The sequence below is a fragment of the Hydrogenophaga sp. genome, assembly GCF_030373245.1.
Classification (GTDB): domain Bacteria; phylum Pseudomonadota; class Gammaproteobacteria; order Burkholderiales; family Burkholderiaceae_C; genus Hydrogenophaga.
The window spans coordinates 165,336-180,531 of record NZ_JAUCZF010000006.1 but is presented as its reverse complement, the minus strand read 5'-3'; the positions used below and the strand labels follow the sequence as shown (position 1 = coordinate 180,531).

General features: G+C 63.3%; 10 protein-coding genes. 4 read left to right on the top strand and 6 right to left on the bottom strand.

Annotation, left to right across the window (positions count from 1 at the left end; translation table 11 throughout):
• Nucleotides 1-8 precede the first annotated feature (8 nt).
• On the bottom strand, nt 9-1,370 hold the full coding sequence (locus tag QUV25_RS14770; protein WP_300865049.1) for a hypothetical protein: 1,362 nt from the start codon (nt 1,368-1,370) through the stop codon (nt 9-11).
• Between the two features lie 371 nt (nt 1,371-1,741).
• Here QUV25_RS14770 and QUV25_RS14765 point away from each other — a divergent pair, with 371 nt between their 5' ends.
• Together QUV25_RS14765 and QUV25_RS14760 are read left to right on the top strand one after the other, a co-directional pair.
• Nucleotides 1,742-4,018: a glycosyl hydrolase gene (locus QUV25_RS14765; RefSeq protein WP_300865047.1), complete on the top strand. Its 2,277-nt coding sequence runs from the start codon at nt 1,742-1,744 to the stop codon at nt 4,016-4,018.
• On the top strand, nt 4,015-4,923 hold the full coding sequence (locus QUV25_RS14760) for a glycoside hydrolase family 16 protein (protein WP_300865045.1): 909 nt from the start codon (nt 4,015-4,017) through the stop codon (nt 4,921-4,923). Before QUV25_RS14765 ends, QUV25_RS14760 begins: the two co-directional genes overlap by 4 nt.
• Before the next feature lie 505 nt (nt 4,924-5,428).
• Here the strand turns inward: QUV25_RS14760 and QUV25_RS14755 are convergent.
• Both QUV25_RS14755 and QUV25_RS14750 read right to left on the bottom strand, forming a co-directional pair.
• On the bottom strand, nt 5,429-7,291 hold the full coding sequence (locus tag QUV25_RS14755) for an Ig-like domain-containing protein (protein WP_300865044.1): 1,863 nt from the start codon (nt 7,289-7,291) through the stop codon (nt 5,429-5,431).
• 985 nt (nt 7,292-8,276) lie between these two features.
• Entirely contained in the window at nt 8,277-8,549 is a 273-nt protein-coding gene (locus QUV25_RS14750; RefSeq protein WP_300865043.1) for a hypothetical protein, read from the bottom strand.
• 3 nt (nt 8,550-8,552) lie between these two features.
• Between QUV25_RS14750 and glk the strand changes: the two genes are divergently transcribed.
• Nucleotides 8,553-9,533 carry a glucokinase gene (glk, locus tag QUV25_RS14745; RefSeq protein WP_300865042.1) on the top strand — a complete coding sequence of 327 codons (981 nt, stop codon included), beginning with the start codon at nt 8,553-8,555 and terminating at the stop codon, nt 9,531-9,533.
• A gap of 24 nt (nt 9,534-9,557) precedes the next feature.
• Here the strand turns inward: glk and otsA are convergent, their stop codons facing one another.
• Genes otsA through otsB form a run of 3 tightly spaced genes read right to left on the bottom strand, consistent with a single transcriptional unit; the run spans nt 9,558 to nt 13,512 of the window.
• Nucleotides 9,558-10,937 carry an alpha,alpha-trehalose-phosphate synthase (UDP-forming) gene (gene otsA, locus QUV25_RS14740; RefSeq protein ID WP_300865041.1) on the bottom strand — a complete coding sequence of 460 codons (1,380 nt, stop codon included), beginning with the start codon at nt 10,935-10,937 and terminating at the stop codon, nt 9,558-9,560.
• Nucleotides 10,937-12,772: a glycoside hydrolase family 15 protein gene (locus tag QUV25_RS14735; RefSeq protein ID WP_300865039.1), complete on the bottom strand. Its 1,836-nt coding sequence runs from the start codon at nt 12,770-12,772 to the stop codon at nt 10,937-10,939. Before QUV25_RS14735 ends, otsA begins: the two co-directional genes overlap by 1 nt.
• A 5-nt stretch (nt 12,773-12,777) precedes the next feature.
• Entirely contained in the window at nt 12,778-13,512 is a 735-nt protein-coding gene (gene otsB, locus QUV25_RS14730) for a trehalose-phosphatase (protein WP_300865037.1), read from the bottom strand.
• Nucleotides 13,513-13,809: 297 nt separating this feature from the next.
• Here otsB and QUV25_RS14725 point away from each other — a divergent pair, with 297 nt between their 5' ends.
• Entirely contained in the window at nt 13,810-15,129 is a 1,320-nt protein-coding gene (locus tag QUV25_RS14725; protein ID WP_300865035.1) for an ABC transporter substrate-binding protein, read from the top strand.
• Nucleotides 15,130-15,196: the final 67 nt, after the last annotated feature.

Here is a 15,196-nt window from a genome sequence, read left to right as displayed (position 1 = left end):
ATTTCGCCTCAGAAGTTGTACTTGATGCCAACGCCGAACCAGTTGCCGGCCTTGGTGACGCGCGAGTCGACGGCGTTGATGGTGGCGTTTGACGGCATACCGAGAGGCGACAGACCTTTCAGGCGGTAGTGCACCATGCCGGCGAATGCCGAGGCTTCCCAGCCGTTGCCGTAGTTGTAGGTTGCACCAATGGTGTTGACCAATGCCGAATTGCTCTGGCCGCGCTCGCTGGGGTTGCTGGTGCTGGCCTTGCCGATGTAGACCAGGCCGGTCGAGAAGGTCCACTTGTCCATTCGGTAGCGGGCACCCAGGGCGAAGTCGGTCGAGCGGGCCGGATAGCCCGGGTTCGCAACCCCATTGAGCGTGCCGCCCCAGTTGACGTTGAACGGAAAATTGAACTGGGCGGGTGGCCCGTCGAGCGCGACCACCGCGTAAGCGCCACTCCATTTGTTGCGCCGCACCGCACCGGACAGTTCGATCTTCGGGCTGTACTGGTAGATGGCCTGCAGCAGCGCCACGCTCTGGCCGGAGCCGCCGAGCCGGCTGTCGCCCGCCGGGTCGTAGAAGGGCGCATAAAAGCCGGCCGCACCAAACGCTGACGGGGAGCCGTTGCGTGTGTCCTGGTACATGGCGTCGACCGACAGATCGCCCTTGCCGTAGTGGGTCCACAGTTCGAAGAATCGGGGCTTGTTGATCTTGAAGTCATCGGAGCCGCGGTCGTAGGTCGCCTCCAGCACCATGTCGCCTTCCGCCACGTCCAGCACACGCGATGTGTAGCGAATGGCGCGTCGCAGGTTGCGGTAGCCAGCGCCTGTGCCGGCCCATGCGGACGACAGGCCCAGGTTGGAGCCGAACGGAAAGTCGGCGAACTGCCAGGTGCGCGAGACCGTTTCGCCCACTGTGAGCGTGCCGTAATCCTCGTGGCTGAGCGCCACGTTGCGTTCGCGCACGAAACCCGGCGTGTCGATGCTGAAGTCGCGCCAGTTCTGGCTCAGCGTGCCCTTGAGTCGGAAGCCGCCGCCCAGGTCGTACTTGGCGCCCAGCCACAGCTGGAACTGCGTGAAGCCGGTGACTTCGGTGGAGAGCTTGCGGCCGGGCACGACCGCGTCGGCCCAGATGCGTTGGCGATCGGTCTCCGGACTGAGCTGGCAGCCCTCGTCCGGGCACTGGTTGTTGCCCACCGTCGCCGTGGCCTCACCAAAGCCATTGATGCTGAACATGCCGTCGGGACCAAATTCGATCGCCTGCGCGGGCATCGAGGCCGCCAGTGCGAGCAGGGCGGTGCCATATCGCACCCAGCGCGGCGTTTCGCGAAGGCGTGCGCTTCGTATTCCAGGTCGCAGATCAGGCGAGGCGTTGGCTTGGCTCATGGCGGTGTTTGTCTCGGTAAATTTGAAAGCGCTTTCACCATGATATTTACACGCTGAAACAGCGGCACCCGTATTTACCCTAGCGCTGAACCGTTCGAGCGTTGCGTCACGTTGCGCACGCCAAGCAAGTGGCCATGAGCCATTCAAATAACACCCGCAGCCCCCTTATGAGGTGCTGTCGCGCGGCAGGGGGATGTCAGCCGTCCCTGTCTCAGTCTCAAACCTTGCGCTCAGAGTGGTTTTACCTCTGACGACTCTTCATCTCTTTCGGCGGGGGTAAACCATTAGGGGAAATCCTCAGCGTGCAATATGAAAGCGCTTTCACTATGATTTCTCGATGGCCGTTTTCGAATGAATCAAAGGACGCTGACATGAGATTTCTCCACGTTTGCCAATGTGCTTTGGTGTTGGCTTTTGCTGGCAACGGCGCAGCCCTCGCGCAGCCGGTCAAACTCGGTGCCGGCACCTACTTTCTGGCGCCCAAGGGCAGCGACAAACCCTTGCCTGCAGCACCCGGGCGCACCGATGCGCTGTTGAAGACCGCCGCTCAAACCAACCAGTGGTACTCCACGCTGCTGTTTGCGGCCAAGCCCGAAGCGATCTTCGTGCAACCGATCACCGTGAAGACGACGCCTGCGGGGCTGGAGTTCGCGCTGCCAGTCAAAGAGGTGGTGCCTACGTGGCGACGCGACGTCGAAATTCGCTACCCGCACAAAGATCCGCTGGTGATTTCGCCGCTGGCGTTCGAACCCGGAGCCGCTAAACTGGCCAAGGCCGACGACTGGTCGATTGACATCACGATGGCTCGCGGTGCAGATGACATGCGGGTGACGGTCGTCCGCGGCAGCCCGATTGTTCCGATTCTGGTCAGCCGAGGCGATGTGCGCTTGCGTCTGCCAGTGGCGGGCGAGCGCCTGCATACCGGATCGGATGCGCGTGTGCTCGCGCTGAAGGTCGGCGGAAAAACCTATGCCATGTTCGCACCCACAGGGGTGCGATGGGAGCAGGTGTCGGCCACGGAATGGAACGCTCGCCTGCCCGAAGGCAAGGGCTATTTGTCCGCCGCTGCACTTCCTGACGACAAGGCTGAAACACTGGCGCTGTTCACCCGGCATGCCTATGCCTTCGTACAGCAGACCAGGGTGGAATGGCGCTACGACGAAGCCGCGAGCACGGTCGAGACCACATTCAAGGCCGCCACCAAGGCCATGGAAGGGCCCGACAACGGACCTCTGTTGGGTCTGTACCCGCACCACTGGTTCCAAAACGCCTCGGTCGAAGGCAAGCTGGGTCCAGCCTTCGACACCGTGCGCGGCCAACTGCGTTTGCTCGCTGCACCACAGTTCAAGACCACGTACACCCACAACGGATTTGTGCCGTACTGGCCCGGCATCAAGGACTCGCCGCGCCAGTCAGAACTGCAAGAGGTGATGTCACGCGACCTGCGCGATGCTCGGCGCGAGATGCTGCAGGTCGGCCAAAGCGCCTACTGGCAGGGCCTGGGACTGCAGCGCACAATGAAATTGGCCGACGTCTTCGAGCAGCAGGGCGATCTCGCAGGGCGCGATCGGTTGCTGGCGATGGTGAAGAAGCGTGCCGAAGAGTGGCTAGATGGCAGCGGCAGCAAGAACTATGTGCACGTAAACAAATCGATCGGCAACACGGCCATCTATCCGGACGAGTTCTTTGCCGTGACCGAACTCAACGACCGGCATTTCTGGTACGGCTACTGGATCCGCACAGCGGCCGAGATTGCATTGCGCGATCCGTCCTGGATTGCCAAAGACCAGTGGGGCGGAATGATTGAGTTGCTGATTTCGGACATTGCCACCACCGAGCGTGGAAAGGCTGAAGCGCCCTTCCTGCGCACCTACGACGCCTACGAAGGGCACTCCTGGGCCAATGGCATCGGTGTGGGGGAGTTCGGCAACAACAACGAATCGTCGTCTGAGGCCATCAACGCCTGGTCGAGTCTGATTCTCTGGGGTGAAATCACGGGCGACAAGGCGCTGCGCGACCTCGGCATCTTCCTTCGCACCACCGAGATCCAGGCGATCAACCACTATTGGTTCAATATCCACGGGCTGGTGTTCGCGCCCGAGTACAAAAATGCCGACGTCAGCCTCGTGTTTGGTGGTCAATACATGCACAACACCTGGTGGACCGATGAGCCTCGGCAGATCACGGGCATCAACCTGTTGCCCATCACGACCGCCCACCTGTATCTGGCCACCGACCCGAAGTTCGTCAGAAAGAACCTCGATGCGCTGCAGGCCGAAATGAAGGTATATGAAGAGCATGGCAAGCGGCCGAGGAACCCGCCGCCCAGGGACATTTGGCACGACATCTTCTCCAAGTACCTCGCCCTGGTCGATCCTGATGAGGCTCTGAAGACCTGGGATCGATGGGGATCGGTCAACGCAGGGGACTCGCGCACGCATGCGTTGCACTTCATGTTGAGCCTCAAAGAGATGGGCACACCACATTTCGGGGTGACGGCCAACACACCGCTCTACAGCGTGTTCAAGCGTCCTGACGGGGGCACCACCCACCTGGCCTACAACGCCGGCAGCACCCCCATCGACGTGAAGTTCTCTGATGGCAAGACCCTGAAGGTGATGCCCCGCACGCTGGGCGTGCTCCGATGAAGGGGTTGCTCTTCTGTTTACCCCTGCTGTTGGTGGGATGCGGCGGCGGCGGAGCCGATTCCACGGTGGCTGGTGCCGGTGATCCGCTGACGCCGCCGCCGGTGTCTTCGGGTGGCGGTGCAGTCACCCCGCCGCTGCCGTCAGGGGCGACGGGCATGCGCCTGGTGTGGAGCGACGAGTTTGAGACCAGCGGCCTGCCCGATGTCCGCAAGTGGGCCTATGACACCGAGCGCAACAGGCTCGGCTGGTACAACAACGAACTGCAGTACTACGCCGCCAATCGCCCAGAGAACGCCCGGGTGGAAAACGGACGCCTCCTGATCACGGCGCGGCAGGAGCGCCTGAGCAGTGCCTCGGATTTTGGTGGCCAGAACTACACCTCGGCGCGTCTGATCACGCGTGGACTGGCGAGCTGGACCTATGGGTACTACGAGGTCCGTGCCAAGCTGCCTTGCGGACTGGGTACCTGGCCCGCCATCTGGATGCTCGGCACCGGTGGCCGCTGGCCAGACGACGGCGAGATCGACATCATGGAGCAGAAGGGTACCTCGGCCGCGGACAAGCGCGAAGTGCTGGGAACCTTGCACACCCGCGCCTACAACTGGAGTGGCGGTACGCTGGGCGTGGCCAGAGGTGCGGCCACGCCGCTGCCCAATGCCTGCACCAGTTTCAACAACTACCAGATGAGCTGGGACGCCGATCGCATCACCATCGGTGTCAACGGCACCAACTACTTCGAGTTCCGCAACCCCAGGAACGGCGACCGATCCCAGTGGCCGTTCGACGCACCGCAGTTCATGATCCTGAATCTCGCCATTGGCGGTGACCTGGGCGGGGCAGTGGACGCCGCCGCGCTGCCGGCGGTGATGGAAGTCGAGTACGTGCGGGTGTACCAGCGGACATAAAAAAGAGGCCCAGTCCCTGGGCCCGCGCAACTCGTTAATTTGCCGTGTGGACATGGGCAGTCGCAGCCCTCAGCTCCCGTCGCGCTCTTTCGGTGGAACCCCCCGCTCCTAAGCACTCACGAGTCCCCAGGCCCCTCCCAACGACTGCACCGACGTCGCGACCGCCCCCTTGATTGGGATGACGGTCGCGCCGGCTTGTCTTGAACGCGGTGCCCACATGCACTCACGCACTCACCCTCAGCCACCTGCGCCGCAGACCCGTTGCGCGCTGGCCGGTGGTGAGACCCCTGTGAGCATGGCTCTACAAGACGGCTAATCCCCCAATGTGGGGCGCGGGCGATGACCACCTGTGGTGTTCCCGCAGGGCATAACCGCCCCGCATATGGGTTGACAGATTGGGCCGAAAACGAAAAAAGAGGGGCGCAAGGCCCCTCTTTGCATACAACGAACCCGCTGGGCCGACCGAGTTGTTGCAACCCGGTCGGCAACCCTTGGGCTAGCCTTTTCAGTTCGCGCGGTAGAAGTGCATGTTGTCGAAGTAAATGCGGACCGGCGGAGTGGGGGCCGCTCTGGCTGCGGTGATGACCACTTGGGCAATGGCGTTCCTGTTCAAATTGGCTGGGTTACTGGCTGGCCCGAAAGTGCTCAGAGGAATGTTGAGCCTCTGCCATGAACCGCCCGTGACGGGAGCCACCGTGAACTGGATAGCGCTGGTTTCCTGGTCCACGCCGTCGTGGTTGGACAGCTTGATGTCCAAGATCTGGCCAGCCGGCACTGGGTCAGCCACCCAATAATCCATTGCGAAGTGCGTGAAAGTGCTGGCGTCGAACTTGGCTGACGTGAATGAAATGCCGACAAACAACTCATTCGCGAGTATGTCCATGTACTTGGTGTTGTTGCCCGCAATCAAGGCGTCTTCAATGCGCGCGTTCGGGCCAAAGTCCGGGTTGAAGTCGACGTTGGTCAAGTTGGTGAAGCTATCACTGAAAATGGATCGCACATCACCAGCCGCGCGCGCGGTCGGGGCCGGCGCGGCGGTGGTCGGCCCAGACGGCGGAGGAGGCGTGGTTGTAATGACTTCCAGAATGACATCGTCGATCACGACGGTGCCGATCGCAGCGCCCATGTCGAAGAGCACGCGGCTGTTGGCACTGGCGAAGTTGGCCGTCAGCTCCCTCACAAAGGTCTGAGGGGTCGTGGTCAGGTCGACGCTCACGGATGCGTTGGTGAAGGGGCCTTCGTTAAGACCGATTCCAGCAAGCATCGTCCTGTTCCGGTCCGATGAGGCCGTGAAGGTCAAACGGTAGCTAACACCTTGGGTGGGGATGGACAAGGGATACGAGATGTTGACATCAAACGGGTTTCCTACCGCGGTCACGTTCGCAAAGTTGAAGCTGTTGCCTCCCTCGGTGCGGACATCGACAGCGTTGCCAATCCAGCCTGTGGATCCGTTTTCAAAGTTGCCGTTGGCCACCAGGTTCATGGCGGGAGGCGGCGGAGGCGGAGGAGGCGTGGTTGTAATGACTTCCAGAATGACATCGTCGATCACGACGGTGCCGATCGCAGCGCCCATGTCGAAGAGCACGCGGCTGTTGGCACTGGCGAAGTTGGCCGTCAGCTCCCTCACAAAGGTCTGAGGGGTCGTGGTCAGGTCGACGCTCACGGATGCGTTGGTGAAGGGGCCTTCGTTAAGACCGATTCCAGCAAGCATCGTCCTGTTCCGGTCCGATGAGGCCGTGAAGGTCAAACGGTAGCTAACACCTTGGGTGGGGATGGACAAGGGATACGAGATGTTGACATCAAACGGGTTTCCTACCGCGGTCACGTTCGCAAAGTTGAAGCTGTTGCCTCCCTCGGTGCGGACATCGACAGCATTGCCAATCCAGCCTGTGGATCCGTTTTCAAAGTTGCCGTTGGCCACCAGGTTTGCGGTGGGAGGCGGTGGCGGCGGGGTGACGGTCCTGGTGTCAAACGCCTGGTTGGCACTGGCTGCAGCTGTGCTGGCGTTCCCTGCAAGGTCGGTGAACCGGCCGGCTGCCACGCTCACTGCGAGTATGCCGGTGGTGCTGGCGCCTGGGGTCACGACGAGCGTTGCCGATCGGTTTGTCGCGCCCAGGGTGAACGCGCCAGCCGTGCCCCCGTTGACCACAATGTCCGAGGCGTCGAAGTCGGCCACGGCTTCGCTGAAGGTGAAGGTGAAGGTGACAGGCCCCGTGGCGTTGGTGGCGCTGACGTTGTCAGAGATGGCCAGCGAAGGCGCAATGATATCGAGTGGTGGTGATGCATCACCGCCGCCACAGGCTGCGAGCATGGCGGCAGACGCCAGGGCAGCGAGGGTCATGCGAAACGGTACGGGTTGAAGTTTCATGTTGTCTCTCCAGGTGGTTGGATATCTGAAAGCGATTTCAAATTTGACTGAAAGCAGGCTTCTGGGGCGGTGGTCCGGCCTCTCCTTGATCGAGGTCACAAAGCCCGGTAGGCCCGTCGGCCTGCCGGAGCTCTGAGGGTGAGGCTGTCGCTGAACCGCGCCGTGAGGGCTACACGTTGGGAGCACAGGATTTGATTGTCCCTGCGCCCGTCGGCCCTAACCTGCTTGAGCGGCAGCAATTTGCGGAAGCCATCGACGACTGCGCGTCCGGCCAGCGGTTGCGCATCTAGCGGCTGCGCAGTCGGGCCGAGAACCCGACCCGATAACCGCTGGTTGGTGGGGACGGACAATTGCAACCCACGGACTTCGCGGCGGGGGGGCGGCGAAGCACCGGGTTCGCCACCTTGAGGTGGCAGCCACCGCCGCGCATTGCCCGCTTTCACGCGCTGTTGTGCCTGCAGCGATTTGCCGCACAGCGACCAACAGGTCATCAACAGGTGAGCGATCAGGCGGTAAGGCATTTGAGTTAACCAAAGCAAGAATCAGATGATAGTGAAAGCGCTTTCAGAATGTCATAGGGTTTTCCTGCCCGCGGGTTTGCCCGGAAAGAAAGGGCTCACTTTGCTGCTTGACGGCTGTTTCGCTGGGTTCAAGTCACTATGATGTGAAATCGCTTTCACAAGAGTGACTGGAATGGAGTCGAAAAGACCACCTCGCGGCCCGTTGCATTGCCAAGGCAACAACCAGAGCAAGCCCATGCAGCCTAGCCATGTGTTTCATATCCCTGTGGTGGCCAACCTGTGTCCGTTGGTGGACGCGCAGCTGAGTTGGAGCAACCAGCACAGCAACGTGCATGCCAAGGCGCCACAGGCAAGCTGCTGGACGACCTCGGCGAACGTCGCGCGGCGCTGGTGCGCAGGGGCTCGGGCTACAGCAACGAAGGTAGCCTTCTGGAGTTCCAGCAGCGCCAGCAGTTCTGCCTGCTTCAGTTGCGGCAGACCAAGAGCGTGCAACGACTGGTTGCGCGGCAGTACACGCGCCAGAGCCCGACAACCACGGATGCCAGATGGTGCAGGCCCAGCTGAAACCAATGGCTGGAGTTCGTCAAATACGCTGCTTGAAACGCTTCAAAGGCCGAACCCATGGCGAGCATGCCTTGGCCTCGAACGGCTTGTAACTGAATTACGTGTTCAGCATAATCCCGGCTCGTTCGAGCCGTAAGCAACGGCGCAGCACTGATCTGCTTTTTGGTTTTCACGATATGTCATCTTCAACATCTGACCGCCACCGCCTGATCGCCGACGTCGGCGGCACCAATGCCCGTTTCGGCTGGCAGGCAGGGCCAGGCGAGCCGATCAGCGACATCCAGGTTTTGCAGGTTGCTGAGCATGCGCGCCTGCAGGATGCCATGCGCCACTACCTGGACGGACTCGGCCGTGGCGTGCCGAGCGCGGTGGCGATCGCCATTGCCAACCCCATCACGGGCGACCAGGTGCACATGACCAATGCGGCCTGGTCTTTTTCCCAGTCAGCGGTGAAGGCGGAGTTCGGCTTCACCACCTTTCGGCTCCTCAACGATTTCACCGCACTGGCGCTGGCCTTGCCCGGTCTCCCGGCCAACCAGCTGCGCCAGGTCGGTGGCCAGTCACCGGCGCCGCGCGCGCCGATCGGGCTGGTCGGTGCGGGCACCGGGCTGGGCGTTTCGGGACTGTTGCCGGTGGGCGAGGCGGGCTGGATGCCACTCGCGGGGGAGGGCGGTCATGTGACCATGCCGGCGATCACAGCGCGCGAGCGTGTGGTGATGGACGGTCTGGCTCAGCGCTACGGACACGCTTCCGCCGAGCGGCTGGTGTGTGGCCAAGGTTTGCTCGATACCTTTGGTCTGCTGTGTCAGGCCGATGGCGTCGGGCCGGGGGCTGTCCACAGCGCGGCCGAAGTGACCGAGGCGGCGCTCAAGGCACACCACCCGCAGGCTGTTGAAGCGCTCACCATGTTCTGCGCCGTCTTCGGCACGGTGGCGGGCAACCTCGCGCTCACCCTGGGTGCGCACGGCGGTGTGTACATCGGGGGTGGCATCGTGCCACGGCTGGGCGCCTGGTTTGACTCCTCGCCGTTTCGTGAGCGCTTCGAGGCGAAGGGTCGGTTCAAGTCCTATCTGGCCAACATCCCGGTCTGGGTGATCACCTCGGCGCAGTCGCCGGCCTTGCTGGGTGCGGCGCGATCGTTGGATTCGCCGGGCTGATCCAGCAGCTTTGTGGCCCTAGGTTCAGGGTTGCGTGGCGGCCAGGGCGTGCAGAAACTGCTGGCGCCACCAGTGCACGTCTTCTTCCCGTACGCCCCTCAACAGCGCCTGATGGCGGCGCTGGCGCTCGGCCAGTGGCATCTGCAGGGCCAGCTGGATGGTCTCTGCCGTCTGCGCCGTGTCATAGGGATTGACGAGCAGGGCCTCGTGCATCTGTTCGGCTGCACCCGCAAAACGGGACAGCACCAGCACGCCCGGGTCCTCCGGATCTTGCGCGGCCACAAACTCTTTCGCCACCAGGTTCATCCCGTCGCGCAGCGGGGTCACCAGCGCCACCGCTGCCGCGCGGTACAGGCCGGGCAGGCGCTTGCGTGCCACGTTGCGGTGGATGGAGCGCATGGGCATCCAGTCCAGCTGTCCAAACTCGCTGTTGATGGCGCCGCTCAGGCTCTCGAGCTCCTGGCGCAGCGTGGCGTAGGCATCCACCGCCTCGCGGCTCGGTGCGGCAATCTGGATCAAGGTGGCGCGGCCCAGGTTCTCCGGATAGTTCTGCAGCAGCAGGCGAAAGGCCTTGAAGCGTTGCGGCAGACCTTTGGAGTAGTCCATGCGCTCCACCCCCAGCAGCACGCGGCGGCGTGAGTACTCGGTGCGCATCTGCTCCTCCATGGCCTGCGACTCCGGCCCCGCTGCCAGCGCAGCGAGCTCATCCACATCGATGCCGATGGGAAACGCCTGCACCTGCAGGGTCTTGCCGTAGGCTCGGAACTCATGTTCTCCCAGCACATCGGCCGAAATTTCGGTGCCCACGTAGCTGGAGAAATGCGCCACATCCGCCTTGGTCTGAAAGCCCACCAGGTCGTAAGCGAAGAGCGAGCGCACCAGCCACTCGTGGTGCGGAATGGTGGCCAGAATCAGCGGCGGGGGCAGCGGGATGTGCAGGAAAAACCCGATGCGTTGCTGGCAACCCATGGCGCGTAAGGCGGCTGCCATGGGGATCAGGTGGTAGTCGTGCACCCAGAGGATGTCGTCTGGGCGCAGCAGGGACGCGAGTTTCTGCGCCAGCATCTGGTTCACCCGCCGGTAGCCACCGATGAAGCCGGCGTCAAAATCCGCCAGGTCGACGCGGTAGTGAAACACCGGCCAGAGCACGCCATTGCTGTAGCCCAGGTAGTAGCTGTGGTGATCGTCGCGGCTGAGATCCACGGTGGCCAGTTGCACCTTGCCTGCCTGGTGCAGGTGCAGATCGCCTTCGCCGGGCGTGCCGTTGTCCACCACCTTGCCGCTCCAGCCAAACCACAGGCCACCCGAGGCCTCCAGCGCCTGACCCACGGCCACCGCCAGGCCGCCCGATGCGGGCTTGCGTGGGTCGGCCACCCGGTTGGAAACCACCACAAGGCGTCCCATCAGATCACCGTGTCCCAGGCTGCTGACAGTCGAACCGCCGCGTTGATGATGCCAACCATGGAGTAGGTCTGCGGGTAATTGCCCCACATCTCGCCGGTGACGGCGTGGGTATCTTCTGACAGCATACCCAGCGGATTGCGTGCCTTGAGCATGGTCTCGAAAATGGCGCGCGCTTCGTCCACACGTCCGGTGCGCGCCAGCGCGTCGATGCGCCAGAAGGTGCAGATGTTGAACGCGGTCTCGGGCTTGCCGAAGTCGTCGGCAGCCTCGTAGCGGCGCATGTAGGGGCCATCGCACAGGTGTTTTTCCAGCGCGTCCAGGGTGGCGATGAAACGCGGGTCGAGCGGATCGATGAAACCCACCTCGGCCATCAGCAGCACGCTGGCATCCAGGTCGCGGCCGCCGAAGCTTTCGGCGAAGGCCTGGCGCTCCTCGCTCCACGACTCGCGCAGGATGCGCTCGCGCATCGTCTGGGCGTGCTGTTGCCAATGCTGCGCGCGATCGGCTTGCTGCAGTGTGAGCGCGATCTTGGCCAGCCGGTCACAGGCGGCCCAGCACATCAGGGCAGAAGACGTGTGCACCCGCGAACGGGTGCGCAGCTCCCACATGCCGGCGTCGGGCTGGTCGAAAATGCGCACGGCTTTGTCGCCCGCCTTCTCCAGCCTCTGGAACTCCGGCAGACCGGCTGGCTGGAGCATGCGCCGGTCGTGAAAGGCTTGCGCAGCGGCGAGCACGATGTTGCCGTAGACGTCGTGCTGAAAATGCTCCTGGGCCTGGTTTCCCACCCGAACCGGGCCCATGCCTCGGTAGCCTGGCAGGCCTTCGCAAATGCGCTCGGGCAAATCGCGTTCGAGGCCAATGCCGAACAGGGGCTGCACGTGGTCACTGCTGGAGCCGGCCACTGCATTGGTGAGCCAGTCCAGGTACTGCTCCATGGTGCCGACCTCGGCCAGGCTGTTGAGCGCTCGGACCACAAAGAAAGCGTCGCGCAACCAGCAGTAGCGGTAGTCCCAGTTGCGCTGGGTGTGGGGCGCTTCGGGAATGCTGGTGGTCATGGCGGCGATGATGGCGCCGGTGTCTTCGAACACCGAGAGCTTGAGCGTGATCGCAGCGCGGATCACCGCATCCTGCCACTCCAGGGGCAGGGCCAGGCGCTGCGTCCAGGCGCGCCAGTAGGCCACGGTTTCCTGCTCGAAATGGCGCGCGGTGTCACTCACGCCGCCCTCCAGGGTTTCATCCGGACCGAGCAGAAAGTTGAGTTCTCGCGTGAGCAGGAAAGGCTGCTGAAGCAGCACATGCGAAACCGACGCATCGGTCTGCAGGCGCAGCGTCTGCTGATCGCCAACATAGCGGATGTGGTTGCTGCCCGAGGTGACCGATGGCTGGGTGGTGCCCCAGTTGAAGCGCGGCTTCAGGCTCACGCGCATGCGCGGCGTGCCTTTTAGGGGCCGCACCCGCCGCACCAGCATGGTGGGGCGGAAGAAGCGCCCCCGGGAAGGAAAGCGAGGCGCGAAATCGGTGATCAGCAGACCCTGGCCGTGGCGGTCCCAGAGCTCGGTGCGCAGCACGGCGGTGTTGGGTTCGTAGTGCTGTTTGCTGCTGGCCAGGTTCTCGATCTCGAAGGCGAAGGCGCCAGCGCCATCTTCTCCGCCGAGCAGGGCGTGAAACACCGGGTCGCCGTCGAAGCGAGGCAGGCAGCTCCAGACCACGCGCCCCAGCGGATCGATGAGCGCATTGAACGCGCAATTGCCCACCACACCCAGCGAAAGTGATGGGGCGGCAGGCGTGCCGAAACCCGAGGCTTCTTGGGTGGTCTGGGCAGGGGTATCGGGCATGTCGGTCAGAGCGTTGACAGGGATTGCTGCAGCCAGTGGCGCAGGTCGTCGGGGTTGTCGATGCGGTGAGCGGCTGCGCTTTCGCCCGGGCCCACCTTGATGCCGTCGCCGCCCAGGCGCTGCACGGCGACAAATCCGGGTTCGTCGGTGACATCGTCGCCCACAAACACCGGGACGCGGCCCAGAAAGGGCGGTTCAGCCATGAAGGCCTCGATGGCCCAGCCCTTGCCCACCCGCGCCGACTTCACCTCGATCACCGCCTTGCCGTGCAGCAGCTGCAGGCTGGGGTCATCGTCGACTGCCTCGGTCATGGCCGCCACACAGTCCGGCGCCAGCGCGGGGGCCAGGCGGTAGTGCAACGCCACCGACGCGCGCTTGTGTTCGACCAGGAGTCCGGTGTGTCGGCTGGCCATGGCCTGGGCCGCGGCCAGTGCGCGGTCCAGCGGCGGTGGATCGGCCATGACCAGCGTCTGGTCGGCGCTGCGCCGCACCGCCCCATGTTCGTAGGCCACCGGCAGGGTCAGGCCCAGAGGCAGCAGCAGCGGGTCGATGTCGGCCTGGGCCCGGCCGGTGACCAGCGCCATCGCTCCTCCCAGGCGCCGATACCAATGACCGAGCAACTTGGGTAGGTCGCCATGCATCACCACATCGCCTGGCCGCGGTGCGATGTCGGTCAAGGTGCCGTCGAAATCGAGGAACAGGGCTGAGCGGGTGGTCAGCAGGTTGGAAAGCAGGCTCATCAGAACCAACCCTAGCAGACTCTGCCCGCCGCATCTGTGTGCAGTGTCTGTCCGGGCCAGTCAGCAGGCGTTTCCAGGCCGGCGCCGGCGCCGCTGGGTGGCGGGCGTTGTGCTGGGTTGGTGGTTCAGGGAACCGGGCACGCGCTGCACAAAACTCCGCGCAAGGCGCAGGGTGCGCAGCGCTTCACAAGGGTTTTTACCCATGTGCGTGTTAATTAATTAATGAAAAATGAACAACGAAGTGCGAGCAGGCACTTTGCCCAACATTCAGGCCCCTGGCCAACGACGGAGACAAGCATGAAATTCCCCCTCACCCTTGGTGCAGCCCTGGTGGCTGCTTTGCTGGCCACCGCTTGCGGCAAAAAAGAGGAGGCGGCTCCCGCAGCAGCCCCCACCGCAGCAGCCCCTGCGGCAGCGCCAGCCCCGGCCAAGACCGCGATCGAGGTGCTGCACTACTGGACCTCGGGCGGCGAGGCCAAGTCGGCGGCCGAGCTCAAAGCCATGCTGGAGGCCAAGGGCTATGAGTGGAAGGACTTTGCGGTGGCCGGTGGCGGCGGTGACAACGCCATGACGGTGCTCAAGAGCCGGGCGGTGTCGGGCAATCCGCCCACCGCAGCCCAGGTGAAGGGTCCCGCGATTCAGGAATGGGCCAACGAAGGCATGCTGGCCAGCATCGACGGCGTGGCCCAGGCCGAGAAATGGGACGAGTTGCTGCCCAAGGTGGTGGCCGACGTGATGAAGTACCAGGGCAGCTACGTGGCGGCGCCGGTGAACGTTCACCGCGTCAACTGGATGTGGGGCAACCCCGAGGTGCTGAAGCAGGCCGGCGTGACCGGTATGCCCAGGACCTGGGACGAGTTCTTCGCTGCCGCTGACAAGATCAAGAAGTCGGGCAACGTGGCGCTGGCCCACGGTGGACAGAACTGGCAGGACTTCACCCTGTTCGAGTCGGTCGTGCTTGGCGTTGGCGGACCGGACTTCTACCGCAAGGCACTGGTCGAGCTCGATGGGGCCGCTCTTGCCAGCCCCACCATGACCCAATCGCTCAACACCTTCCGCAAGCTCAAGGGTTACACCGACGCGGCCTCGACCGGACGCGACTGGAACATGACCACCGCCATGGTGATTGGTGGCAAGGCCGGCTTCCAGTTCATGGGCGACTGGGCCAAGGGCGAATTCACGGCAGCAGGCCAGAAGCCGGGCGAAGGTTTCCTGTGCGCGGCAGCGCCAGGCACGGCCAACGCCTACACCTTCAACGTGGACTCGTTCATCATGTTCAAGCTGAAGGACGAGGCGGCTCAGAAGGGCCAGGCTGCCCTGGCCTCGGCCATCCTGAGTGACCAGTTCCAGGAAGTGTTCAACCAGAACAAGGGTTCCATTCCCGTGCGTCTGGGTCACGACATGTCGAAGTTCGATGATTGCGCCAAGCTGTCGGCGACCGACTTTGTCGAGACCGCGAAGTCTGGTGGGCTGGTGCCGTCGATCGCCCACGGCATGGCGATCGAGCCGGCCAAGCAAGGCGCGATCCAGGATGCGGTGACCCAGTTCTGGAACGACGACAAGCAAAGCGTCGCCGATGCGCAAAAGCGAATTGCTCAGGCTGCTGGCGTCAAGTAAGGCACTGCAAAACTGCCACTAACCTGCAGATCCAGCCCGGTGCGGGGTCGATCTGCAGGCGGACCGA

Excerpts from the sequence above, each read along its gene's own strand:
- QUV25_RS14770 (WP_300865049.1), bottom strand. The coding sequence starts at position 1,370 with ATGAGCCAAGCCAACGCCTCGCCTGATCTGCGACCTGGAATACGAAGC.
- QUV25_RS14765 (WP_300865047.1), top strand. The coding sequence starts at position 1,742 with ATGAGATTTCTCCACGTTTGCCAATGTGCTTTGGTGTTGGCTTTTGCT.
- QUV25_RS14760 (WP_300865045.1), top strand. The coding sequence starts at position 4,015 with ATGAAGGGGTTGCTCTTCTGTTTACCCCTGCTGTTGGTGGGATGCGGC.
- QUV25_RS14755 (WP_300865044.1), bottom strand. The coding sequence starts at position 7,291 with ATGAAACTTCAACCCGTACCGTTTCGCATGACCCTCGCTGCCCTGGCG.
- glk (WP_300865042.1), top strand. The coding sequence starts at position 8,553 with ATGTCATCTTCAACATCTGACCGCCACCGCCTGATCGCCGACGTCGGC.
- otsA (WP_300865041.1), bottom strand. The coding sequence starts at position 10,937 with ATGGGACGCCTTGTGGTGGTTTCCAACCGGGTGGCCGACCCACGCAAG.
- QUV25_RS14735 (WP_300865039.1), bottom strand. The coding sequence starts at position 12,772 with ATGCCCGATACCCCTGCCCAGACCACCCAAGAAGCCTCGGGTTTCGGC.
- otsB (WP_300865037.1), bottom strand. The coding sequence starts at position 13,512 with ATGAGCCTGCTTTCCAACCTGCTGACCACCCGCTCAGCCCTGTTCCTC.
- QUV25_RS14725 (WP_300865035.1), top strand. The coding sequence starts at position 13,810 with ATGAAATTCCCCCTCACCCTTGGTGCAGCCCTGGTGGCTGCTTTGCTG.